At 71.0% G+C, this 22224-nt stretch carries 22 protein-coding genes and 1 riboswitch; of the genes, 13 read left to right on the plus strand and 9 right to left on the minus strand.

Translation table 11 applies throughout. The features are described from left to right. Window positions 1–4: 4 nt before the first annotated feature. A complete protein-coding gene (locus WAB15_RS25645; RefSeq protein ID WP_407287695.1) occupies window positions 5–889 on the minus strand; it encodes an NAD(P)H-binding protein in 885 nt (294 codons plus the stop codon). A 51-nt stretch (window positions 890–940) separates the two neighbouring features. Here WAB15_RS25645 and WAB15_RS25650 point away from each other — a divergent pair, with 51 nt between their 5' ends. Next, window positions 941–1312, plus strand: coding sequence for a MerR family transcriptional regulator (locus WAB15_RS25650; protein ID WP_407287696.1), 372 nt, complete (start codon window positions 941–943; stop codon window positions 1310–1312). 117 nt (window positions 1313–1429) lie between these two features. Here the strand turns inward: WAB15_RS25650 and WAB15_RS25655 are convergent, their stop codons facing one another. Beyond that, window positions 1430–1966 (minus strand): DUF4232 domain-containing protein, encoded by a 537-nt coding sequence (locus WAB15_RS25655; protein WP_407287697.1) that lies wholly within the window; start codon window positions 1964–1966, stop codon window positions 1430–1432. Window positions 1967–2124: 158 nt separating this feature from the next. After that, the gene (locus WAB15_RS25660; RefSeq protein WP_407287698.1) at window positions 2125–2664 is read right to left on the minus strand and encodes a GNAT family N-acetyltransferase; all 540 of its coding nucleotides are present in this window, start codon (window positions 2662–2664) and stop codon (window positions 2125–2127) included. Between the two features lie 324 nt (window positions 2665–2988). On the opposite strand from WAB15_RS25660, the gene WAB15_RS25665 reads away from it, so the two are divergent. Both WAB15_RS25665 and WAB15_RS25670 read left to right on the plus strand, forming a co-directional pair. Next, the gene (locus WAB15_RS25665; protein ID WP_399148299.1) at window positions 2989–3399 is read left to right on the plus strand and encodes a hypothetical protein; all 411 of its coding nucleotides are present in this window, start codon (window positions 2989–2991) and stop codon (window positions 3397–3399) included. 14 nt (window positions 3400–3413) lie between these two features. Continuing rightward, on the plus strand, window positions 3414–4604 hold the full coding sequence (locus WAB15_RS25670; protein ID WP_399148300.1) for a glutathionylspermidine synthase family protein: 1191 nt from the start codon (window positions 3414–3416) through the stop codon (window positions 4602–4604). 143 nt (window positions 4605–4747) lie between these two features. On the opposite strand, the gene rocD is transcribed toward WAB15_RS25670, so the two are convergent. Beyond that, the gene (rocD, locus tag WAB15_RS25675; RefSeq protein WP_407289295.1) at window positions 4748–5986 is read right to left on the minus strand and encodes an ornithine--oxo-acid transaminase; all 1239 of its coding nucleotides are present in this window, start codon (window positions 5984–5986) and stop codon (window positions 4748–4750) included. Between the two features lie 133 nt (window positions 5987–6119). After that, a riboswitch (ZMP/ZTP riboswitch) is annotated at window positions 6120–6210 on the plus strand. A gap of 39 nt (window positions 6211–6249) precedes the next feature. On the opposite strand from rocD, the gene glyA reads away from it, so the two are divergent. The 4 genes from glyA to WAB15_RS25695 all read left to right on the plus strand — a co-directional run bounded on the left by glyA (window position 6250) and on the right by WAB15_RS25695 (window position 10436). Then, window positions 6250–7524 (plus strand): serine hydroxymethyltransferase, encoded by a 1275-nt coding sequence (gene glyA / locus WAB15_RS25680; RefSeq protein WP_407287699.1) that lies wholly within the window; start codon window positions 6250–6252, stop codon window positions 7522–7524. 109 nt (window positions 7525–7633) lie between these two features. Then, window positions 7634–8647, plus strand: coding sequence for a tryptophan--tRNA ligase (gene trpS / locus WAB15_RS25685; RefSeq protein ID WP_399148302.1), 1014 nt, complete (start codon window positions 7634–7636; stop codon window positions 8645–8647). Window positions 8648–8831: 184 nt separating this feature from the next. Next, a complete protein-coding gene (locus WAB15_RS25690; protein ID WP_399148303.1) occupies window positions 8832–9416 on the plus strand; it encodes a 2'-5' RNA ligase family protein in 585 nt (194 codons plus the stop codon). A gap of 60 nt (window positions 9417–9476) precedes the next feature. Beyond that, window positions 9477–10436 (plus strand): YihY/virulence factor BrkB family protein, encoded by a 960-nt coding sequence (locus WAB15_RS25695; RefSeq protein WP_407287700.1) that lies wholly within the window; start codon window positions 9477–9479, stop codon window positions 10434–10436. A gap of 34 nt (window positions 10437–10470) precedes the next feature. Here the strand turns inward: WAB15_RS25695 and WAB15_RS25700 are convergent, their stop codons facing one another. The 3 genes from WAB15_RS25700 to WAB15_RS25710 form a co-directional block, all read right to left on the minus strand. After that, window positions 10471–11922, minus strand: coding sequence for a D-alanyl-D-alanine carboxypeptidase family protein (locus WAB15_RS25700; RefSeq protein WP_407287701.1), 1452 nt, complete (start codon window positions 11920–11922; stop codon window positions 10471–10473). A 571-nt stretch (window positions 11923–12493) separates the two neighbouring features. Further along, window positions 12494–12754, minus strand: a complete 261-nt coding sequence (locus WAB15_RS25705) for an SCO4848 family membrane protein (RefSeq protein WP_399148306.1) — start codon at window positions 12752–12754, stop codon at window positions 12494–12496. A gap of 81 nt (window positions 12755–12835) precedes the next feature. Then, a complete protein-coding gene (locus tag WAB15_RS25710; RefSeq protein ID WP_407287702.1) occupies window positions 12836–13351 on the minus strand; it encodes a Pycsar system effector family protein in 516 nt (171 codons plus the stop codon). A gap of 203 nt (window positions 13352–13554) precedes the next feature. Here WAB15_RS25710 and WAB15_RS25715 point away from each other — a divergent pair, with 203 nt between their 5' ends. The 6 genes from WAB15_RS25715 to WAB15_RS25740 all read left to right on the plus strand — a co-directional run bounded on the left by WAB15_RS25715 (window position 13555) and on the right by WAB15_RS25740 (window position 19712). Continuing rightward, on the plus strand, window positions 13555–14859 hold the full coding sequence (locus tag WAB15_RS25715) for a metallophosphoesterase (RefSeq protein WP_407287703.1): 1305 nt from the start codon (window positions 13555–13557) through the stop codon (window positions 14857–14859). Window positions 14860–15074: 215 nt separating this feature from the next. Then, window positions 15075–15386: a hypothetical protein gene (locus tag WAB15_RS25720; RefSeq protein WP_399148308.1), complete on the plus strand. Its 312-nt coding sequence runs from the start codon at window positions 15075–15077 to the stop codon at window positions 15384–15386. 55 nt (window positions 15387–15441) lie between these two features. Next, window positions 15442–16863 (plus strand): hypothetical protein, encoded by a 1422-nt coding sequence (locus WAB15_RS25725; RefSeq protein ID WP_407287704.1) that lies wholly within the window; start codon window positions 15442–15444, stop codon window positions 16861–16863. Between the two features lie 113 nt (window positions 16864–16976). Then, on the plus strand, window positions 16977–18173 hold the full coding sequence (locus WAB15_RS25730) for a S8 family serine peptidase (RefSeq protein WP_407287705.1): 1197 nt from the start codon (window positions 16977–16979) through the stop codon (window positions 18171–18173). Between the two features lie 91 nt (window positions 18174–18264). Beyond that, on the plus strand, window positions 18265–18768 hold the full coding sequence (locus WAB15_RS25735) for an FBP domain-containing protein (RefSeq protein ID WP_399148311.1): 504 nt from the start codon (window positions 18265–18267) through the stop codon (window positions 18766–18768). 122 nt (window positions 18769–18890) lie between these two features. After that, entirely contained in the window at window positions 18891–19712 is an 822-nt protein-coding gene (locus tag WAB15_RS25740) for a DUF5937 family protein (protein WP_407287706.1), read from the plus strand. On the opposite strand, the gene WAB15_RS25745 is transcribed toward WAB15_RS25740, so the two are convergent. Together WAB15_RS25745 and sdhA are read right to left on the minus strand one after the other, a co-directional pair. Further along, a complete protein-coding gene (locus tag WAB15_RS25745; protein WP_399148313.1) occupies window positions 19696–20469 on the minus strand; it encodes a succinate dehydrogenase iron-sulfur subunit in 774 nt (257 codons plus the stop codon). The two genes, WAB15_RS25740 and WAB15_RS25745, sit on opposite strands and share 17 nt — an antisense overlap. Then, entirely contained in the window at window positions 20469–22223 is a 1755-nt protein-coding gene (gene sdhA, locus WAB15_RS25750; protein ID WP_399148314.1) for a succinate dehydrogenase flavoprotein subunit, read from the minus strand. The genes WAB15_RS25745 and sdhA overlap by 1 nt, the downstream gene beginning before the upstream one ends. Window position 22224: the final 1 nt, after the last annotated feature.

Here is a 22224-nt window from a genome sequence, read left to right on the forward strand (position 1 = left end):
GACGTCATCGGCCGAACTCGGCCGCGTGGTCGACGGCCCACTGCGCGAAGGTGCCGGCCGGTCGGCCGGTGAGGCGCTCGACATGATCGGTGATGCGGTCTGTCCGTGGTCGGCGCACCGAGGCGGCGATCAGCGCTTCCACCAGGTGTTCGGGGCGACCGTCCGCGAGCATGCGTGATCGTGCCTGGTCGGCCGGGAGCACCTGGAAGCGCAGACGGCGCCGGAGTGCGGCACCGAGGAGAGCGACCTGCTCGTCGCGACCGAGCACCTCAGGGCCTGTCAGCACATGCGGCTCGTGATCGGGTCGGTCGTGGTGCGTGAGCAATACGGCTACGGCCGCGTCGGCCACATCGCGCTCGTCGACGACGGCTGTGCGCGCGACATCGGGTCCCGACACCACATCGCCCACCCGCAACTGCTGCGTCCAGCCACGGGCGTTGGAGGCCAGAGTGTCGCTCCGCAGCACCGTGGGTCGCAGACCGGCGTCGTGGAGCAGGGCTTCCATCTCCGCGTGCACCTGAACGATGGGATCGCTCTGGCGAGCGGCATCGTCGTCGATGGCTGTCGAGGACAGGTAGACGACGCGGGGTGCCGCTGCGGCGAGTTCCGCAACCAGGTCGTGGGCAGGGGCGGAATCGAGCAGCGGCCAGATCAGAAAGACGGCGTCGATGCCCACGAGAGCCGCGCGGACGGCAGTGGGGTCTGTGAGGTCGCCGACCACCGACTCGACTCCGGTGCGCGCGGCGGTCTGATGGCGCACGAGGCTTCGCACGCGCGCGCCGTGTGCGTGGAGACGGTTGACGACCTCACGGCCGAGGTTGCCGGCCGCGCCGGTGACCAGGATCGATGAACTGTGACGGGCGCCCGCCGGGCGAGTGGTGTCAGGCATGATCGAGACGCTAGGGGTTCAGGTCGACATGAAGGCAAGGAGGAACAGGTGATGAGGACGATCGGAGAAGCAGCCGCAGAACTCGGAATCGAATCCCATGTGCTGCGGCACTGGGAACACGTCGGGGCACTCACCACCCGTCGCGATGGCAACGGCTACCGCGTCTACGACGACAACGCCCTGGAACAGGCACGCACCGTGCTGAAACTGCGACGCGTCGGGCTCTCGTTGCCGCAGATCACCGCCGCCATGTCACCGAAGAAGTCGGCGGCACAGACGGTCGTGCGAGAAAAGATCGCCGCACTCGAAAGCGAAGTGCTCCGCAGGCAGCAGGCGATCGCCTTCCTGCAACACACCGTCGAGTGCCGGCACCGATATCTCGACGACTGTCCGGACTGTGCGACGTTCGTCCGTGAGGCTTGAGCCGCCTCCCACCGGGAGGCTTGACCGCTAAGCGGCCGTGACCGGGAAAGTCCTGCTCCATCCGGTCGGAGCGCTGCTGGAACACTCATGCGCGTCGAGTTGTCTCCGGGCGTCGGCCTACTCCGCGACCTCCGTCGGCGGGCTCATCGAGATGGTGTCCTCGCAGATGCTCATCGAGGTGCGCCGGCCCTTCTCGTCGTGGGCCGTTATCGGGCGGAGGTCCCGGTCGTCGCGCGGTGCGGCGACCACGGCGGTGTCGTTGCTGACCATGCAGCCTTCGGGCTGCGTGGCCCGGTCGGAGTCCTTGTAGCGCAGCGCGGAGGTCAGTGTGCCGCCGCGGGGGAGATCGATGGGCATGGTCCGGCCGTGCCCCTGTCCGTTGGACAGGGGGCCCTTGCCGACGTGGACCTCGAAGACCGGGAAGCCGCGGAAGACGCAGGTCCCCGGGCCCTTGTTGGCTATGGAGAGCCGCGCGTCGCGGTGGGTGGTGTGCGGCTTCTTCTTCAGCACGGTGAGCTTCCAGCGCAGGCTCTTCGTCGTGCAGTCGGCGTGCAGGGCCGCCATCCGGGGCGAGCCGCAGCCGAGCAGCCCCAGGCCGAGGGTGACGGTCAAAGTGAGCGCGGCCGTCGCCGCGAGAAGTGAACGCCGACGCACGACTCCCCCTGTTCATTCCGCATGCCGCATAAGACGTGCCGTTGATAAGGAAGGGTTTTGTGCGCTCGGGGTTGCCTCTGTTGTCTTGGCGGCGCTGATCGATTGCGGGGCAGGCGTAGTTGCCGCGGGCAGGTATGGCCGCTACGGAGCAGGCGTGGCTACAACTCCCGTACGAAGGACACCCGGTCCAGGCCGGGCCCGTCGTAGTCCGTGTGCACCGGTACGCCGTCGTCGTCGGTCCGGTCACCCGGCTCCAGTCGGAAGCCCATGCGGGTGTGGTACGCGATGGAGTCGCGGTTGTTGGGGCTGGTGATGCAGCGGACCCGGCTGCGGCCCGCCTCCCGGGCGAGGGTGAAGAAGCGCTCGTACAGTGCGCTGCCCACGCCGCCGCGCTTGCCGTCGGGGCACACGCCGACGAAGTGGATGTAGGCCGTGCGCGGGTCGGTCTGGGAGAGGAAGCCGATCAGGAAGGCGTGCAGGGTGCCGTCGGGGCGCTCGACGAGGAAGCTGGTGTCGGCGAAGTGCTGCAGGAACAGGCGCGGCACCAGCAACTTCCGTTGCAGTGCGCCCGCTTCACCGCCCAGTCCGCCCCACCAGTCGGCCAGGGCCCCCTGGAGGCGCGCATGGTCGGACGCCACCGGATGGCGCAGCGAAAGCTCGTCGGATATCGGGCCGGGCGCGGGGGTGCTTTCCGTCATGGCGGCCAGCCTAGGGTGCCGTGTGCAGCCCCCGGCCGGCGTCCGGCGCGGGTCACCATCCGCCCCGCCCCACCCCGTTCGGTCCGGGCCGTTCCTCGCCCCCTCCGCCCCCGGCACACAGCGGACGGGACGGTGCAGAACCTCCCCAGGGCCGTGAGGCGGCCGCAGGGGGACGAGTCGGAATCAGTCGGAATCAGGGCGGGGGCGTATCGGGGGCGAGAGGAGCGGGTCTCTAGGCTGGCCGGAGTCACCGCGATGTACGTCCGAAGAACGACGTACGTCCGAAGGACTTCCGAAGTACATCCACGGGGGAAGCGGGAAGAAATGGCCGAGAAGGCACGTCGGCGGCTGCGGTCGAGCACGGTGATCCTGGGAGGCATGGGCGCGCTCGCCGCGGCCCTGACGTCCTGCGGTTCCGAGCCCGACAAGCGCTGCGTCGACCGCAACAGCTACGACGTGGTCAAGGGCTACCGCATCGTCGACTCCAAGAACTGCTCCGCGGGCGGCGGCTCGTCCACCGGGAGCGGCGGTACGAGCGGCGGGTACGGCAAGAACGGCGGCACAAGCGCCAGGCGCCCCGTCGACGGCCAGTGGTACTACGACCCGAGCAACAAGGGCGGCAGGTACGCCGACGACGGCACCTTCAGCAAGAGCTCGGCCGTCAACCGCGGCGGCTTCGGCTGCTCGGGGTCGCACGGCAGCGGCGGCGGCCGGCACGGCTCCTTCGGCGGCTGAGCGGCCCGGACGGCATGGAACGCCACACCATCGAGCCCCGCCCCGGCTGGCAGCAGACCGTCGAGGCGCAGGGGCTGATCTACCCGCTCACCCGCTACCCGGACGATTCGCTGCGGCCGTACTGGGACGAGAGCGCGTACTACGAGTTCACCCTCCCCGAGGTCGAGGCCCTGGAGGAGGTCGTCGAGGAGCTGCACGGCATGTGCCTGGCCGCGGCCGCGCACATCGTCGAGCACGACCGCTTCGCCGACCTCGGCATCGACGATCCCCGGCTGGCCGCCCTGGTCGCCGAGTCCTGGCGCCGGCGCGACGAACTCCCCTCCCTCTACGGGCGGTTCGACCTGCACTACGACGGCACCGGCCCGGCCAAGATGCTGGAGTACAACGCCGATACGCCGACCTCGCTGGTCGAGGCCGCCAGCCCGCAGTGGTTCTGGATGGAGGAGCGCTTCCCGGGCGCCGACCAGTGGAACTCGCTGCACGAGCGGCTGGTGGCGGCCTGGAAGCGGCAGGCCCCGCTGCTGCCGCCCGGTGCGCCGCTGCACTTCGCGCACTCCGCGGGCGACGAGCTCGGCGAGGACCTGATGACCGTCGCGTATCTGGAGGAGACGGCGCAGCAGGCGGGCCTGGAGACGGTCGCCGTCTCGATGGAGGACATCGGCTGGGACCGGCTCTCGGGCCGCTTCGTCGACCAGCGGCTGCGCTTCATGCGGGCGTGCTTCAAGCTCTACCCGTGGGAGTGGCTGGCCACCGACGACTTCGGCGGGTACGTCCTGGACACCCTCGACAACGGCGGCGGCACCGGCTCCACCCTCTGGATCGAACCCGCCTGGAAGATGCTGCTCTCCAACAAGGCGCTGCTGGCGGTGCTGTGGGAGCTCTACCCCGGGCATCCGAACCTGCTGCCCGCGTACCTCGACGGGCCGCGCGAGCTGGCGCACACCCGCGGATACGCGGCCAAGCCGCTGCTCGGCCGGGAGGGCGCCGGCGTCACGCTGCACGAGCCGGGTGCCGCCCCGGTGCCGCGCGGGCCCGAAGACCCGTGCTGCTACCAGGAACTGGCGCCGCTGCCGGACTTCGACGGCAACCGTGTCGTCCTCGGCGCCTGGGTCGTCGAGGACGAGGCGGCGGGGCTGGGCATCCGCGAGTCGTCCGGACCGGTCACGGACGAGTACGCGCGTTTCGTGCCGCATGTGATCCGCTGAGGCGCGCCACCGCGAGTGCACCGGGCGCCGCGCGCCCATGCGGCGTGCCCACCCGTCACCGTGCGCGCCCGTCCGCCGCATGGCGCAGCGAGCGGCCAGGGCCCTCGGCCCGCCGGTCGCCCGCTGCGTGCTCGCGGCACCCGCTACCCCTCCAGCACCTCCCGCAGCCGGGCCAGCCCCCAGTCCAGGTCCTCCTTGCTGATCACCAGCGGCGGGGCGATCCGGATCGTCGCGCCGTGGGTGTCCTTGACCAGCACGCCCCGCGCCATCAGCTGCTCGGAGACCTCCCGGCCGGTGCCGCGCGCGGGGTTGATGTCCACGCCCGCCCACAGCCCGCGGCCGCGCACCGCGTCCACCGTGCCGTCGCCCACCAGCAGCCTCAGCTCGCTGTGCAGATGCTCGCCCAACTCCGCGGCGTGCTGCTGGAGTTCACCGGTCCGCAGCATCGCGATGACCTCCAGTGCCACCGCGCAGGCGAGCGGGTTGCCGCCGAACGTCGAGCCGTGCTCGCCGGGCGCGATGACCCCGAGCACCTCGCGGGAGGAGACCACCGCCGACACCGGCACCACTCCGCCGCCCAGCGCCTTGCCCAGTACGTACATGTCGGGCACCACGCCCTCGTGCTCGCAGGCGAAGGTCCGGCCCGTGCGGCCCAGCCCGGACTGGATCTCGTCGGCGATGAACAGCACGTTCCGGCGGCGGGTCAGCTCCCGCACGCCCGCCAGGTAGCCCGGCGGCGGCACCAGCACGCCCGCCTCGCCCTGGATCGGTTCCAGGAGGACGGCGACGGTGCGGTCGTCGACGGCCGCCTCCAGCGCCGCCGGGTCGCCGTACGGGACGATCTCGAAGCCGGGGGTGTACGGGCCGAAGCCGGCGCGGGCCTCGGGGTCGGTGGAGAAGGAGACGATGGTGGTGGTCCGGCCGTGGAAGTTGTTCTCCGCGACGATGATCTTGGCCTGGCCGTCCGGGACGCCCTTCACCTCGTAGCCCCACTTGCGGGCCGTCTTGACGGCCGTCTCGACCGCCTCGGCGCCGGTGTTCATCGGCAGCACCAGCTCCATCCCGCACAGTTCGGCCAGCGCGGCGCAGAAGTCACCGAACCGGTCGTGGTGGAAGGCGCGCGAGGTGAGCGTGACCCGTTCCAGCTGGGCCTTGGCGGCGTCCAGCAGACGGCGGTTGCCGTGCCCGAAGTTCAGCGCGGAGTACCCGGCGAGCATGTCCAGATAGCGCCGGCCCTCCACATCCGTCATCCAGGAGCCCTCGGCGGTGGCCACGACGACGGGCAGCGGATGGTAGTTGTGCGCGCTGTGGGCTTCGGCGGCGGCGATGCTGCGTTCCGTTGACGTCACCGGTGACTCCGTTCGGTAGGCCGTACGGGGCATATGCATCGAGATGCCCCTCTATCTTGCCGCGTGGGTGGTTTGTTCGGAAGCCGTTGGGACGGTTCGGTGTTCCGGCGTCGGCGGGATACCGGGATCGGAGCGGCACCCCCTGGACGGCACCCCTAGACTCGACGGTGCGCACCGCGACTGGCGTGCGGGGAATCGACCCCGAGGGAGCGGTGCGAGGACACCATCACGAGGTGCCGCCCGCCTGGGCACCCGGGACCCGACCGGACCACCGATCGAGCGCCCCGGAGGACGCCATGTCACTGCCCCTTTCCCATCCCGCGCTGCACGCCGCCGATCCCGAACTCGCCGCCCTCGTGGGCGCCGAGGAGCGGCTCCAGGCCGACACCCTGCGGCTGATCCCCAGCGAGAACTACGTCTCCGCCGCCGTCCTGGAAGCCACCGGCACGGTCCTGCAGAACAAGTACAGCGAGGGGTACGCGGGCCGTCGCTACTACGAAGGCCAGCAGAACATCGACCGCGTCGAGACGCTGGCCGTCGAGCGCGCCAAGGCCGTCTTCGGCGTCGAACACGCCAACGTCCAGCCGTACTCCGGCTCGCCCGCCAACCTCGCCGCGTACCTGGCCTTCGCCGAGCCCGGCGACACCGTGCTGGGCATGGCGCTGCCGATGGGCGGCCACCTCACCCACGGGTGGGGCGTCTCGGCCACCGGCACCTGGTTCCGCGGCGTCCAGTACGGCGTACGCGCCGACAGCGGGCTGATCGACTTCGACGAGGTGCGCGACCTCGCCCGCAAGGAGCGCCCGAAGATCATCTTCTGTGGTGGCACGGCCGTCCCCCGCACCATCGACTTCGCCGCCTTCGGCGAGATCGCGCGGGAGGTCGACGCGGTCCTCGTCGCGGACATCGCGCACATCGCCGGCCTGATCGCGGGCGGCGCCCACCCCTCGCCCGTACCGCACGCCGACGTGATCTCCACGACCACGCACAAGACCCTGCGCGGGCCGCGCGGCGCGATGCTGATGTCCCGCGCCAGTCACGCCAAGGCCCTCGACAAGGCCGTCTTCCCGGGCCTGCAGGGCGGCCCGCACAACCACACCACCGCCGCCATCGCGGTCGCCCTGCACGAGGCGGCCGCCCCGTCCTTTGGGCAGTACGCGCACGCCGTCGTCGCCAACGCCAAGGCGCTCGCCGAGGCGCTGCTGGCCCGCGGCTACGACCTGGTCTCCGGCGGTACCGACAACCACCTGGTGCTGATCGACCTCACCTCCAAGGACGTCCCCGGCAAGGTGGCCGCGAAGGCCCTGGACCGGGCCGGCATCGTCGTCAACTACAACACCGTCCCGTTCGACCCGCGCAAGCCCTTCGATCCCTCGGGCATCCGCATCGGCACCCCCTCGCTGACCTCCCGAGGCCTGGGCACGGACCGGATGCCGCAGGTCGCGGAGTGGATCGACCGGGCCGTACGGGCCGCGGCCGAGGGCGACGAGGCGGCACTGGGGGCGATCCGTGGGGAGGTCGCCGAGCTGATGGCGGCCTATCCGGCGCCGGGCCTGCCGATCGGCGGCTGAGTCCGCGACCGTCGGCGCCCGGGGCCCCTGCGGTCCCGGGCACCTGCGGCCCCGGGGCATTTCCCGGCCACGCGCCGGGGAGCACGCGCGACCTGAGACAATCGGTGCCATGGCTCTCGATCGTCCGCGTGTGCTCTCCGGCATTCAGCCCACCGCCGGCTCCTTCCACCTCGGCAACTACCTCGGCGCCGTCCGCCAGTGGGTAGCGCTGCAGGAGTCCCACGACGCCTTCTACATGGTCGTCGACCTGCATGCGATCACCGTTCCGCAGGACCCGGCGGAGCTGCGGCGGAACACCCGGATCGCGGCCGCCCAGCTGCTGGCCGCCGGCCTCGACCCGGAGCGCTGCACGCTCTTCGTGCAGAGCCATGTGCCCGAGCACGCCCAGCTCGGCTGGGTCATGAACTGCCTCACCGGCTTCGGCGAGGCCTCCCGGATGACCCAGTTCAAGGACAAGGCCGCCAAGCAGGGCGCCGACCGCGCCTCCGTCGGCCTGTTCACGTACCCGATCCTCCAGGTCGCCGACATCCTCCTCTACCAGGCCCACCAGGTCCCGGTGGGCGAGGACCAGCGCCAGCACATCGAGCTGACCCGCGACCTCGCCGAGCGCTTCAACGGCCGCTACGGCGACACCTTCACGATCCCGGCGCCGTACATCCTCAAGGAGACGGCCAAGATCTACGACCTCCAGGACCCGTCGATCAAGATGAGCAAGTCGGCGTCCACGCCGAAGGGCCTGATCAACCTCCTGGACGAGCCGAAGGCGACGGCGAAGAAGGTCAAGAGCGCGGTCACCGACACCGACACCGTGATCCGCTACGACACCGAGAACAAGCCGGGCGTCTCCAACCTCCTGACGATCCACTCCTCCCTCACGGGCACCTCGATCCCGGAGCTGGAGCGGGAGTACGAGGGCAAGATGTACGGCGCCCTCAAGACCGACCTCGCCGAGGTGATGGTCGAATTCGTCACACCGTTCCGGGACCGTACGCAGGAATATCTGGACGACCCCGAGACGCTGGACTCGATCCTGGCCAAGGGTGCGGAGAAGGCCCGCGCGGTCGCCGCCGAGACCCTCGCCACCACCTATGACCGGCTCGGACTGCTGCCGGCCAAGCACTGACGGGACCCGTCCGCGCGGCCGCACGGACCCGCCGGACGGTCCGCACAGAGCAGTGGGTCCCCGCCTCGGGGGGCCCATGGCCCTGTTTGTCACAGGGCGGGGGACGCTCCCCGCAAGGGGCGCGCACCCGGCACACTATGAGGGTGCGCGAGCGTGCCGCACACACGTCAGGAGGGAGAACGCAGTGGGGACCGTAACGCTGGGCGTTTCGATCGCGGTCCCGGAGCCGTACGGCAGCTTCCTTCAGCGGAAGCGCGAGAGCTTCGGGGACCCGGCCGCACACGGCATCCCCACGCACATCACCCTCCTCCCGCCGACCGAGGTCCACGCCGAGGCACTGCCCGGCATCGAACGCCACCTCGCCGCGGTCGCGGCCGCCTTCCGCCCCTTCCCGCTCCGCCTGGAAGGCACCGACACCTTCCGCCCGCTCTCCCCGGTCGTCTTCGTCAAGGTCGCCGAGGGCGAGGCGGGCTGCACCGCCCTGCAGGCCCGGGTCCGCGCCGCCTCCGGCCCCTGCGCCCGCGAGCTGCAGTTCCCCTACCACCCGCATGTCACGGTCGCCCACGGCATCGCCGAGGGCGCCATGGACCGCGCCCAGAGCGAGCTCGGGGACTTCTCCGCGACCTGGACGATCGGCGGCTTCGCCCTGTACGAGCAGGGCGCGGACGCGGTGTGGCGCCTGGAGCGGGAGTACCCCTTCGGCCCGCACACGAGCGGCGTCCCGCGCCAGGCGGTGGACCTCTCCCGCCCGCCCGCGCCGTCCTGCTGAGCAGCGAGCCCCATCGCGTGGCGTAGTTTCGATCTCACGGAGCGCAGCGAGGGGAACGCCATGGAGTGGTTGAGCAAGCTTCCGGTGATCGGACCGGCCGTCCGCCGCCTGATGACCACCCACCTGTGGCGCGCCTACGAACGCATGCTGCGGGTGCACTGGACCAGGCTCGCCGCCGCGATCACCTTCACCAGCTTCGTCGCGCTCTTCCCGCTGCTCACCGTCGCCGCCGCGATCGGCGCCGCGCTGCTCAGCGACGGCCAGCTGCACACGCTGCAGGAGAAACTCGCCGAACAGGTCCCCGGCATCTCCGGCCAGCTCGATCTGGTCGCGCTGGTCGACAACGCCGCCACCGTCGGTCTGGTCGCCGGCGCCGCGCTGCTGCTGACCGGCCTCGGCTGGGTCGAATCGCTGCGCGACTGCCTGCGCGCCGTATGGGAGAAGGGCGACGAGGACACCAACTTCTTCCTCGGCAAGCTCCGTGACGGCGGCGTGCTGCTGGGACTCGGCGGCGTCGCGATGCTCTCGCTGGGCGCCTCGGCCTTCGCGACCGCGGTGGTCGACAGGGCGGCCGACGCGATCGGGCTGCCCGAGGACGGCATCGGCGCCGTCCTGCTCAAGACCGCCGGCTTCTGCATCGCCGTCCTCGCGGACTTCGTGCTGCTCGCCTACGTCCTGACCAGGCTCCCCGGTGTCCACCCCCGGCGCCGTGTCGTCGCGGTCGCGAGCCTCATGGGCGCCATCGGTTTCGAACTGCTGAAGCTGCTGCTGAGCGGCTACCTCCGGGGCGTCGCCGCACGCAACGTCTACGGCGCCTTCGGCACCCCGATCGCCCTGCTGCTGTGGATCAACTTCACCGCCAAGCTGCTGGTGTACTGCGCCTCTTGGACCGCCACGGCCGGGGAGACGAGCGAGGAGAGGGGCGTCGAGGAGAAGGGCGACGCGCAGGGCGCGAAGGGCGAGGAGAGCGGCGAGGCGGGTGAGGGCCCGGACGGGGCGGCGGGGCGGGCGAGCGCATGACGCAAGCGCCCGTCCCGTCCCGGCCGGGTCCGGATCAGCGCTCCGAGCGCCGTCCCCGCCCGCGGCCCCGTACGAGTGCCGGCAGCGGCCGGCGGCGGTGCACGGCCAGCGCCACGACACCGATCAGGGCCATCGCGCCACCGGCGACCGCGATCGCGGTCCAGGCGCCGCCCCCGCCGCCGGTGCCGTTCAGCCCGGCCTGGGTGCTCTCGTGCGCGCCCTTGCCCTTGGCGCCCACCGCGCCGGTGCCGTCGTCCTCGCTCCGCGGCCCGACGAGCCGGCCGACCGGCTCGACCTTGTCGGCCGCGGCGAAGCCCCAGTCGAGCAGCTTGGCGGCCTCCTTGTAGGCCTCGTTGTGCTCCTTCTTCGCCGGGTTCATGACCGTCACCAGCAGCTTGCGCTCGCCGCGTTGGGCCACGCCGGTGAAGGTCGACCCGGCGTTGGTGGTCGAGCCGTTCTTCACCCCGGCGATGCCCGGGTACGGCTTCATGTCGTAATCGCCGCTGAGCAGCCGGTTGGTGTTCTGGATGCCGAACGTCGCCCGCTTGCCGTCCTTGCCCTTGTCCCCGGGGAACTGCGCGAACGCCGTCGAGCAGTACTCGCGGAAGTCGGCGTTCGTAAGGCCCGACCGGGCGAACAGGCTCAGGTCGTAGGCGCTGGAGACCTGCCCCGGCGCGTCGTACCCGTCGGGCGTCACCACGTGGGTGTCGTTGGCGTTGAGTTCCTTGGCGTGTTTCTGCATCTGCATGACGGTGGCCTCCGTTCCGCCGTTCATCGCCGAGAGGGTGTGCACCGCGTCGTTGCCGGAGCGCAGGAAGACCCCGAGCCACAGGTCGTGGACCGTGTAGGTCAGGTTCTCCTTTATCCCGACCAGGCTGCTGCCCACGCCCATGCCCTCCAGGTCGGCGGGCTTGACGGTGTACTTCCGGTCCTTGGGGAACTTCGGCAGCACGGTGTCCGCGAACAACATCTTCAGCGTGCTGGCCGGCGCCAGCCGCCAGTGCGGGTTCTTGGCGGCCAGCACCTTGCCCGACTCGGCGTCGGAGACGATCCACGAGCGGCCGGTCAGCGCGTCCGGCCCCGGCAGCTTGGGCGCACCGGGCTTGAGCTGCACCTGGACGCCGGGCGTGCCCAGCCGGTCCCCGCCGATCTGCGACATCTTCGCCGGGGGCGCGGGCGCCTTGGGATCGGCGTACGCGGTGCCGGCCAGCAGCGGGGTGGCCAGCAGCCCGGAGGCGGCCAGTGCGGCGACGGTGCGTACGGGAAGGCCGTTACGCGCCGCACGTCCGGCGCCACCGGGCGCGCCGGCGGTGCTCGGCGCGGTGGAGGCGGTCGGCGTGATCGGGTTCGGGGAAGCCGGGTAAGCACGGAAGGTCGTCGGCACGTCGCTGAACGTACCCCCCCTTGCCCGTGATGCCGACAGCACCCCACGGAAGAGTGCCCCTGCGGACCGCCGGATGGAGCCGCTGCCCCCACCGGAACTCATGAAGCCCTCGCGCCCCGTGTGCTGATTCCCGCTCGCCTTCGGGGTGTGGAGCTGGTTCATCTGGCTCACCTTTCACAAATAACTGGCCATCACCGCAGGGACTGGAGGAAAGAGCAGGTCAGAGCGCATGACACGGTGCGTGTCGCCGCCCCGACGCCTTCGAAGCGCCGCCCGAAGCGCAGGTTGCCGCCGGCGGGGCGTCGGCCGGCGGTCGGGTTGGCAGGTAGTCCACGGGTTCAAAGACGTCAGCCGGTCCGGTTGGGATCCCGAATCGGGAGCCCAAAGCAGTCCGTCCGGGATGTGACATCGCTCATGGATGCCGACGGGGCGTGGGACGGCTGGAGAAGAGCCGGCGTCGAGCCCGGCGTCTGATGGGGGCCACGCGGAGGGAACGGCACTCAAGCCACCGCCCCGGCCGCGAAGACCTGGACGGTCGAGCGGTCGGGGCGGGTGACTACCGCAGGGAATCCCCTGCGGGCCTACGGGCCATGTTTCGACGGTACGGCGGCACGGGCTCGCACGGAAGAGGGGGCGCCGGCCCCGGTCCCGCCGGCGCGGCGGCCCGACGCGGTCAGCTCTTCGTCGCCGTCCCCGCCGACTCCCGGCGCAGTGCGCGCAGGCCCCGGAGACCGATCACGCCGATGGCGGTGCCCAGGAGGAACGAGGTGATGGCCAGGACGAGGTGGACCCAGAAGTACGCGGTGGGGCTCCCGTGATCGAAGGCCAGCCCGCTGGCGTCCTTGAGCAGGTTCTTGACGAAGGTCGTCCACACCACCCATGACCAGACGCCGAAGGCGAGGAGGAACCAGGAGACGGGGCGGCTGAGCTTCATGGGGTGTGTCCTTAAGCGCGGGGGAGCCTGTCCTGCCAGTATCCGGCCGGTGGCCCCGTGTCCCGCGGCGGGGGCGGACGGTCAGGTCGTCCGCATCAGCACGGCCGTCAGCGCCAGCAGTCCGAGGCCGGCGAGCAGGAAGTCCACCGCCGCCCGGATCAGCCGGAACTTCCGCGCGGCGAGGGCGGCCATGAACCTCAGATGGTCCACCTGGTAGCCGGACGCCAGCCGCTCGCGCAGCTGCCCGACGCTCAGCCGGGACCAGCTCGTCCAGCCGCTGCCCCCGAGGTCGGGGCGGACCGCGAGCAGCAGCAGCGCGGTCGCGGCCAGCAGCGCGGCGGTGCCGAGCGCCCCGGCCACGGCGGCGGGCACCGTCAGGCGGAGGCCGCCGGCCGCCGAGACCAGCGCGACCAGTGCGGCTCCGGATAAGGCCAGCAGCAGGCTCGCCTTGCCCTCGGAGCGGGCCAGGTCGGCCTGGAGGGCGGTCATGGTCGCGACGATCCGGTCCTGCCGGTCCGGCGGCGGGCCGCCGTGTGCTTCGTCGTCCGAGCCGTCCCGAGTGCCGCCCTGGCGCGGGTCGGGTGTGGTGGTTGCCATCAGTGCGTCGCCTCCGGGATCCCGGGAGTGCCGTGCGGTGCGTGTGGCACCCAGGATGCCGCCGACGGCCGTGTGGTTTCCCCGAGTTGCCCGATTCCCGCCTCGTCGGGCGCCCGGCCGATCCGCGTGCCCGTGTCGGTCCCGTACGGCCGGGGCTATAGCGTGCTCCGCTGGGAGAGCACGCAACTGCCAGGGGAGGCGCCGTGATCTTCGCCCTGATCGTGGTCCCGGTCCTCGGGCTGTTCTTCGGCGTGCACCGGTACCTGTGGTGCCGGCTCGTCCGCGACACCACCGCACCGGCCGGCCGGCCGCGCCGTGCGGGCACCGTCGCGCTGTTCGCGCTGCCGCTGATCGCCCTGGCCGCACCGCTCTCCGGGCGCGTCGGCCTGCCCTTCGCCGTCCAACAGGCGCTCGCCTGGCCCGGATACCTCTGGCTGGCGCTGGTGGTCTATCTGACGCCGGCGCTGCTGGTGGGGGAGGCCGTACGGGCGGTGTGGCTGCGGGTGCCCCGGGCACGTGAGGCCGACGGGCGGGAGGCCCCCGAGACCGCGTCGGCCGCGTCGGCCGCGTCGGCCGCCGTCCCGGTGCGGCGGGTCCCCGCCGACCCGCCCTCCGCCGCGGCCCCCTCCTCGGCCCCCACCCTCCTGCCGCCCGGTACGCCCGCGCTGCCGCCGCTCCCCGCGCCGCCCCGGCGGCTGTTCCTCGCGCGGGCGGTCGCGGCCGGCGCGTCCCTGGCCGCCGCGGCCACCGTCGGGTACGGCACCGCGACGACGCTGCGCGGCCCGTCCGTCAAGCGGGTCACCGTTCCGCTGGCCAAACTGCCGCGCGCGGCACACGGCTTCCGTATCGCGGTCGTCAGCGACATCCACCTGGGGCCGACGCTCGGCCGCGCCCACACCCGGCGCGTCGTCGAGACGATCAACCGGACCGGACCCGATCTGGTGGCCATCGTCGGCGACCTGGTCGACGGCAGCGTCGCCGACCTCGCCCCGGCCGCGGAACCGCTGCGCGAGCTGCGCTCCCGGCACGGCGCGTACTTCGTCACCGGCAACCACGAGTACTACTCGGGCGCCGCCCAATGGGTCGACCATGTAAGGGAGTTGGGGATCCACCCGCTGGAGAACGCGCGCACCGAGCTGCCCGGGTTCGATCTCGCGGGCATCAACGACCTGGCCGGCGCGAGGGATCACGCGGGCCCGGACTACGAACGGGCCCTGGGCGACCGGGACCCCACCCGGGCCGCGGTCCTGCTGGCCCACCAGCCGGTCACCATCCACGACACCGTCCGCTACGGCGTGGACCTGCAGCTCTCCGGCCACACCCACGGCGGGCAGATGTGGCCCTTCACCTATGTCGCCGCGGCCACCAACCCCACCGTCGCCGGCCTGGAGCGCTACGGCGACACCCAGCTCTACGTCACGCGCGGCGCGGGCGCCTGGGGCCCGCCCGTACGGGTGGGGACGCCGCCGGACGTCACGGTGGTCGAACTGGCTTCCCTGCGGGCGTGACCGGGCGGTGCAGGGGTTGCGCCGCCCAGGTAACAACCCGTCGACAAAGTGTGGTGTGATCCCGCACTAAATCGGACAGATCCTGACTTTCGATCTTGCGATCGAGGGAGCCGACTCCCTAGTATTTATTGACTTTATGTTGCCCTTAGCGTGGCGGATTCGTAGGCGGTGCGAGAGGGGCGAGCGGGGCACGCGGGGAAACGGGGAGAGCGGTAATGAGTGAGCGGTTCAAGGTCGATCTCGACGAACTGGACGGCGTCGTACGCCAGCTCAGGCGCCTGCGGGCCGACATGGACGAGCCCAGCCAGAAGGTGAAGTACAGCACCACGATTCCGAAGTCCGCGTTCGGGATCAACTTCCTCGAGGCCAACGACCTCGCCGGAGCCCACGACGACATGCAGGAGTACATGTCGCAGGTCATCAACGCGCTCCAGGACCTCATCCACAAGTTCGGTGAGAAGACGGAAGCCAGCCGGGGCGCCTACGAGGACCAGGAGCACGGCGCCAAGACCTCGATGAACGGCTGACGGGCCGGGGCGATGCACGCACGAGAGGCGGAGATGAAGACGAAGGGGGGCCTGCGTGGTTGACGCCAAGCAGGAGATGGAAAGCGCCAAGGCGATGGAGCGGCAGCGCAAGGACCGTGAGCGGGAGGAGCGGCTGAGGTCGTTCAAGGACCAGCGCCTCACTCCCCGTTCGCCCTCCGACTTCCATCACCACGGCATCGATGCACTCCGGGCGATGATCGAGAACGCCAGCCCCGGCACGATCGAGACCTCGGGCGGGCACTGGCGCGCCTCCGCCGACCGGCTGGGCGGCGAGGACGGCCATGGCGGTATCCGCAAGGCGTTCATGGACGCTGTGGATCACGCCACGGCGCACTGGGAGGGTTCGGCGGCCCAAGCATTCCGCAGGGAAGCCGTCAAGGTGCTTGAGAAGATCGACAGGACCTACGAGCACTCCCGGAACGTTGAATCCACGCTGATCGGTTCCCGCTCGTCGGGGCCGGAGGTCGGAGTCGCCCACAATCTTCGTGAGGCCAAGAAGGCCATGTCGAAGATCCATGACCCGGGAGTCGTGGACCGGGCGACCGACGACAGCGGCGATGACGGCCAGTTCAAGCAGGACATGGCGAACCCCAAGATGGACACCCGCATGGCGCTGGAGCTCAACCGGGACAGTCTGTCCTTGACCAAGGAGCGTCAGGTCGAGGCCGTCATCGTGATGGACGAGCTGGCAGCCAACTACGACGGCCACAAGAGCTACCTCAGGGAGAGCGTCGACCCGGGCGGTCCCACGGGTGACTGGCCCAAGCGCCCGCCGACGCATACCCCGCCCCCTCCGGTACGCATGCCCATCACGGGCGGTACCTCCCCTCACCCGTCGTCGGCGCAGACGCCGAACATGCCCAACGGGGCAGGTGGCGGCGCCGTACCGGAAGGATTCGACGGCCCGAAGTTCAGCCGGCCCGAACTACCCGTGACCACCGGACTCGACGGTGTACAGGGCGGCACCCTCGCCCCGCCGTCGGGTGGCGGACACGGCATCAGCGGTGGGACGTCGGGCGGCGGTCATGGCGTCTCCGGCGGTTCGGGTGGCTTCTCCGGGGGCCTGATCGCGCCCGGTGTGGTCGGGACGCCGCGCGGTGGTGGCGCAGGCGGCATGCGCGGTGGCGGCATGCGCGGCGGTATGCCGGGCGCTGCCGGAGCCGGCGCGGCAGGCGGCGCCAAGGGGGGCACGGCCGGGCGCGGCGGTCCCCAGGCGCGTACCCGCGGCGGTGTGGTCGGCAAGCCGGGCAGCCCGGCGGGCGGTGGCAAGCAGGGCGGCTCCGGGCTGCACCGCAGCCGTGGCGGCATGCAGGCAGCGGCGGGTGCCGCCGGCGCCAAGGGCAAGGACAAGAAGGGCGATAAGGAACGCACCGCCGGGCAGCGCCCCGATTACCTCGTCGAGGACGAGGAGACCTGGGCCTCGAAGCGTAATGTGGCCCCTCGCGTCATCGAGTAGGCCGACGATAGCGTCGTATGCGGCCGATGAGTCATGGCCCCGCACTCAGGAGTGCGGGGCCATTTCTCGGACGGAAGAATGCCGCCGGGCAGCACAGCAAGAAGGAGCGAAGGATGAGGGTCACCCGAACACTGCGCGCGACGGTGGGTGCTGCGCTGACCGGAGCGCTGCTGCTGGCCGCGGGCGGAAGTGCCTCCGCAGATCAGGTGCGCAAGGATCTGTGGCCGCTGGAGGCATTCGGGGCCCGGCAGCTCTGGAAGGAGGCCACCGGCAAGGGTGTGACGGTGGCGGTCCTGGACAGTGGCTTCCGTACGACGCATCAGGACCTCAAGGGCCAGTTCCTGCCCGGTCCGGACTTCGGCAAGGCGACTGAGGCCGAGCACGCCAGGCACCTGGAGCCGGGTGAGGAGGTCCGCGACCACGGCACCGCGATGGCCGGGATCATCGCCGGCCGTGGACACGGCCCGGATGGATCTCAAGGCATCAAGGGGCTGGCGCCCGAGGCCAAGCTCCTTCCTGTTCCGGAATACAAGAACAGCGGGCAGGCCACGCGGTGGGCAGCGGACCATGGCGCTGACGTCATCAACATGTCCTATGGCGAGACCGTACGCGCTGCGGATATCTGCGAGTCCGTTCATTACGCCATTGAGAAGGGCGTGGTGGTCGTGGCCGCCGTGGGCAACGACGGTTTGTCCCGCAAGAGCTACCCGGTGGCTTGCCCCGGCGTTATCGGGGTGGGCTCGGTGGACCAGTACGGCCAGGCGGCCGAGGCCAACAACTACAACTCGGACACGGACCTCCTCGCTCCCGGTGAACAGGTCCCCGTAGCAACGGGCAAGAGCGACTCCGCCTACAACACCGAAGCGAACGGCAGCTCCGCGGCGAGTGCCTACGTCTCCGCCGCCGCCGCCCTGCTCAAGCAGAAGTTCCCCGACCTCACCACCGGCCAGATCGCCAACCGCCTGGTGAAGACCGCGGGCCTGGCCCAGGCCGAGAAGGACAAGCACCTCAAGCTGCCGGACACCCACTACGGCTACGGTTTCATCCAGCCCGGTCCCGCCCTGCGGCGCGACGTCGCGGCCGGTCCCGCGCAGGGGCCGCTGCCGATGCCGCAGGGCAAGGCGCCCCAGAAGGGCGTCGTCCCCGGCGCCGACAAGGGTGCCGACCCCGACCCGCCCGCGAGCGGCAAGGACCAGGTGATGCTCATCGGCGGTATCGCCCTCGGTGTCCTGGTCGTCGCCGGCATCGTCATCGGCGTGGTGTTCGCCGTCCGCCGCCGCGGCAACTCCGGCGGCCAGTCCTGGGGCTGAGCCACCCCGGAAACCAGCCCTGCGGCTGCGGCCCCGTCGCGCGAGGAAATTCGCGCGACGGGGCCGCAGCCGCGTTGTTAGCTTCACTTCCATGGATCCCGTGGGTGAAAAAGCGATACGTGCCTCTTTTGTGAACTGCTCGAAGGGGGAGGCGAGCCGGCTCCATCTGCCCGCGGGCCTGGCCGACCTGCCGTGGGCGGACCTGGACTTCCTGGGGTGGCGCGATCCCGGGGCGCCGGACCGGAGCTATCTGGTCGCCCCGCGCGGCGACGACCTGATCGGGGTGACGCTGCGGGTGCCGCAGGGCGTACGGCGCTCCTTCACCAAGACGACGGTGTGCTCGGTCTGCGTGACCGGCCACCCGGGCTCCGGCGTCGCCCTGCTCGCCGCGCGCCGCGCGGGCCCGGCGGGGCGGCAGGGCAACACCGTGGGGACGTACCTCTGCGCCGACCTGGCGTGCTCGCTCTACGTCCGGGGCCGCAAGCACTCCCAGCTCGCCGGGCGGCACGAGGAGACGCTGCCGCTGGAGGAGCGGATCGCCCGCACGATGCGGAATCTGGACGCCTTCCTGGACAAGGTGCTGGACGGGGAGTAGCCGCCCCTGCCCGGCGGCGCGGGCCCAACGGAACCCGTTCGAGCGCTTGCCACAAGCCACCCGTCGGACAGATCCTCGTGTGCACGCCGTTCGGGGGAACGGCGGGGACGCAGGGGGCTGATGTGCTGCGAGTGCACTTCACCGGACAGGATCTGACGCGTACGAGAGTGGCCGACGGGGCCGACCCGCTCTGGGAGACGGTCTTGAGTCTGCACGCGCTGCGGGAGAGCCGTACCGAGCCCGCGCTGGCGGCCTGGCGGCAGCATGCGGTGCGGCACGGCCCGGGGCCGCTGCGGACGCTGCTGCCGCTGGTGCCCAAGCACGGTTACTTCCCGGACTTCCTCACGCCGTTCGCGGCGCTGGACGGGGTCGAACCCGGGCTGGAGGCCGTGATGAGCACCTCGCGCAGGCGGCTGCGGGCCGAGTTGACGCTGCTGTCCGGCCACCGGGCGCTGCCGGGGTGGGCGCGCCGGATCGCGGCGGGGGAACCGGCCGCGCTGCGACACCTCGCGCGGAGCCTGCGGACGTACCACCATCAGGCGATCGCGCCGAGCTGGCCGCGGATCGCCCAACAGGTGGGCGCCGACCGGGCGTTGCGGGTGCATGCGCTGGCGCAGTCCGGGGCGCAGGCGATGCTGCGGACGTTCGGGCCGGTGATGCGGTGGCGGCCACCGGTGCTGGAGGTCGACTACCCGGTGGAACGGGAGCTGCATCTTCAGGGCCGGGGGCTGGTGTTCGTCCCGTCGTACTTCTGCCGGGACGAGCCGGTGGCGCTGGTCGACGAGGAGCTGCCGCCGGTGCTGGTGTATCCGGCGGCGCCGCCCGAGCACGCCGAAGGGCCCCGCTTCCGGCTGTACGGAAGCGAGGCCCTCGGCAACGTGCCGGCGCTCATCGGCGTCCGGACCCAGGCCCGGACCGCCGCGGAGATCAGAAGCGGCGGGTGATCAGCGCGCGCTTGACTTCCTGGATCGCCTTGGTGACCTCGATACCGCGCGGGCAGGCGTCCGTGCAGTTGAAGGTCGTCCGGCAGCGCCAGACGCCGTCCTTGTCGTTGAGGATCTCCAGCCGCTGCTCCCCGCCCTCGTCACGCGAGTCGAAGATGAAGCGGTGCGCGTTGACGATCGCCGCCGGGCCGAAGTACTGGCCGTCGTTCCAGAACACCGGGCACGAGGACGTGCAGGCGGCGCACAGGATGCACTTGGTGGTGTCGTCGAAGCGCTCGCGGTCCTCGGGGGACTGCCGGCGCTCGCGGGTCGGCTCGTTGCCCGTCGTGATCAGGAAGGGCATCACATCGCGGTACGCCTGGAAGAAGGGCTCCATGTCGACGACAAGGTCCTTCATCACGGTCAGGCCCTTGATGGCCTCCACCGTGATCGGCTTCTCCGGGTTGATGTCCTTGATCAGCGTCTTGCAGGCCAGCCGGTTGCGGCCGTTGATCCGCATGGCGTCCGAACCGCAGATGCCGTGGGCGCAGGAGCGGCGGAAGGTCAGCGTACCGTCCTGGTCCCACTTGATCTTGTGGAGGGCGTCCAGGACGCGCTCCTTGGGGTCGATCTCCAGCTGGAAGTCCTGCCAGCTGGCCTCCTCGGAGACCTCCGGGTTGAACCGGCGGATCCGGAAGGTGACCGAGATCAGGTGCGAGGCGGTGCTCTCGGCCGCGTCCAGGGCCGCGGAGTGCTCGTCGATGGTCGGGGTGCTCATCAGTACTTACGCTCCATCGGCTGGTAGCGGGTCTGTACGACCGGCTTGTAGTCGAGGCGGATCGACTCGGCGCCGTCTGCGCCCACCTCGCGGTACGCCATGGTGTGCCGCATGAAGTTGACGTCGTCGCGGTTGGGGAAGTCCTCGCGGTAGTGGCCGCCGCGGGACTCCTTGCGGGCCAGCGCGGAGACCGCCATGACCTCGGCCAGGTCGAGCAGGTTGCCCAGCTCGATGGCCTCCAGCAGGTCGGTGTTGAACCGCTTGCCCTTGTCCTGGATGGACACGTTCCGGTAGCGCTCGCGCAGCTCACCGATCTTCTCGACCGCGGTCTTGATCGTCTGCTCGGTGCGGAACACCATCACGTTGGCGTCCATGCACTCCTGGAGCTCGTTGCGGATCTCGGTGACCCGCTCGGTGCCGGTGGAGTTACGGAGCCGCTCGACCTGGTCGACGACCTGCTGCGCCGGGTCCTCGGGCAGCTCGACGTACTCGGTGGTGGCCGAGTACTCGGCCGCCGCGATGCCGGCCCGACGGCCGAAGACGTTGATGTCCAGCAGCGAGTTGGTGCCCAGGCGGTTGGCGCCGTGCACGGAGACGCAGGCGACCTCGCCGGCGGCGTACAGGCCCGGGACGACGGTGGTGTTGTCGGCCAGCACCTCGCCCTCGACGTTGGTCGGGATGCCGCCCATGGCGTAGTGGGCGGTCGGCTGGATCGGGATCGGGTCCGTGTAGGGCTCGATGCCGAGGTAGGTCCGCGCGAACTCGGTGATGTCCGGGAGCTTGGCGTCCAGCTGCTCCGGCGGCAGGTGGGTGAGGTCCAGGTAGACGTGGTCGCCGTCGGGACCGCAGCCGCGGCCCTCGCGGATCTCCGTGTAGATGGAGCGCGAGACGACGTCACGCGAGGCGAGGTCCTTCATGACCGGCGCGTACTTCTCCATGAAGCGCTCGCCGTCCTTGTTGCGGAGGATGCCGCCCTCACCGCGGGCGCCCTCCGTCAGCAGGATGCCCATCCGCCAGATGCCGGTCGGGTGGAACTGGAAGAACTCCATGTCCTCCAGCGGCAGTCCACGCCGGTAGCAGGCCGCCTGGCCGTCGCCGGTGAGGGTGTGCGCGTTGGAGGTCACCTTGAAGAACTTGCCGGTGCCGCCGGAGGCGTAGATGACCGACTTCGCCTGGAAGACGTGGATCTCGCCGGTGGCCAGTTCGTACGCGACGACGCCCGCGGACTTCTTGATGCCGTCTTCCTCGACGACCAGCTGGTCGAGGACGTAGAACTCGTTGAAGAACTCCACGCCCTCCTTGACGCAGTTCTGGTACAGCGTCTGGAGGATCATGTGGCCGGTGCGGTCGCCCGAGTAGCAGGCACGGCGGACCGGGGCCTCGCCGTGGTTGCGGGAGTGACCGCCGAAGCGGCGCTGGTCGATCTCACCCTTGGGGGTGCGGCCGAACGGCAGGCCCATCTTCTCCAGGTCGAGGACCGCGTCGATGGCCTCCTTCGCCAGGATCTCGGCGGCGTCCTGGTCGACCAGGTAGTCGCCACCCTTGACCGTGTCGAAGGTGTGCCACTCCCAGTTGTCCTCCTCGACGTTCGCGAGGGCGGCGGCCATACCGCCCTGGGCGGCGCCGGTGTGGGAGCGGGTCGGGTAGAGCTTCGTCAGGACCGCGGTGCGGCTGCGCTTGGTCGACTCGATGGCCGCGCGCATCCCCGCGCCGCCGGCGCCGACGATGACGGTGTCGTACTTGTGGATCTGCATG

This window comes from Streptomyces sirii, from assembly GCF_045690365.1.
GTDB classification, from domain to species: domain Bacteria; phylum Actinomycetota; class Actinomycetes; order Streptomycetales; family Streptomycetaceae; genus Streptomyces; species Streptomyces sirii.

Bases quoted from the DNA above. Each gene is read 5' to 3' on its own strand.
- WAB15_RS25645 (WP_407287695.1), bottom strand. From the start codon at position 889: ATGCCTGACACCACTCGCCCGGCGGGCGCCCGTCACAGTTCATCGATC.
- WAB15_RS25650 (WP_407287696.1), top strand. From the start codon at position 941: ATGAGGACGATCGGAGAAGCAGCCGCAGAACTCGGAATCGAATCCCAT.
- WAB15_RS25660 (WP_407287698.1), bottom strand. From the start codon at position 2,664: ATGACGGAAAGCACCCCCGCGCCCGGCCCGATATCCGACGAGCTTTCG.
- WAB15_RS25665 (WP_399148299.1), top strand. From the start codon at position 2,989: ATGGCCGAGAAGGCACGTCGGCGGCTGCGGTCGAGCACGGTGATCCTG.
- WAB15_RS25670 (WP_399148300.1), top strand. From the start codon at position 3,414: ATGGAACGCCACACCATCGAGCCCCGCCCCGGCTGGCAGCAGACCGTC.
- rocD (WP_407289295.1), bottom strand. From the start codon at position 5,986: ATGCCCCGTACGGCCTACCGAACGGAGTCACCGGTGACGTCAACGGAA.
- glyA (WP_407287699.1), top strand. From the start codon at position 6,250: ATGTCACTGCCCCTTTCCCATCCCGCGCTGCACGCCGCCGATCCCGAA.
- trpS (WP_399148302.1), top strand. From the start codon at position 7,634: ATGGCTCTCGATCGTCCGCGTGTGCTCTCCGGCATTCAGCCCACCGCC.
- WAB15_RS25695 (WP_407287700.1), top strand. From the start codon at position 9,477: ATGGAGTGGTTGAGCAAGCTTCCGGTGATCGGACCGGCCGTCCGCCGC.
- WAB15_RS25700 (WP_407287701.1), bottom strand. From the start codon at position 11,922: ATGAGTTCCGGTGGGGGCAGCGGCTCCATCCGGCGGTCCGCAGGGGCA.
- WAB15_RS25705 (WP_399148306.1), bottom strand. From the start codon at position 12,754: ATGAAGCTCAGCCGCCCCGTCTCCTGGTTCCTCCTCGCCTTCGGCGTC.
- WAB15_RS25710 (WP_407287702.1), bottom strand. From the start codon at position 13,351: ATGGCAACCACCACACCCGACCCGCGCCAGGGCGGCACTCGGGACGGC.
- WAB15_RS25720 (WP_399148308.1), top strand. From the start codon at position 15,075: ATGAGTGAGCGGTTCAAGGTCGATCTCGACGAACTGGACGGCGTCGTA.
- WAB15_RS25730 (WP_407287705.1), top strand. From the start codon at position 16,977: ATGAGGGTCACCCGAACACTGCGCGCGACGGTGGGTGCTGCGCTGACC.
- WAB15_RS25735 (WP_399148311.1), top strand. From the start codon at position 18,265: ATGGATCCCGTGGGTGAAAAAGCGATACGTGCCTCTTTTGTGAACTGC.
- WAB15_RS25745 (WP_399148313.1), bottom strand. From the start codon at position 20,469: ATGAGCACCCCGACCATCGACGAGCACTCCGCGGCCCTGGACGCGGCC.
- sdhA (WP_399148314.1), bottom strand. From the start codon at position 22,223: ATGCAGATCCACAAGTACGACACCGTCATCGTCGGCGCCGGCGGCGCG.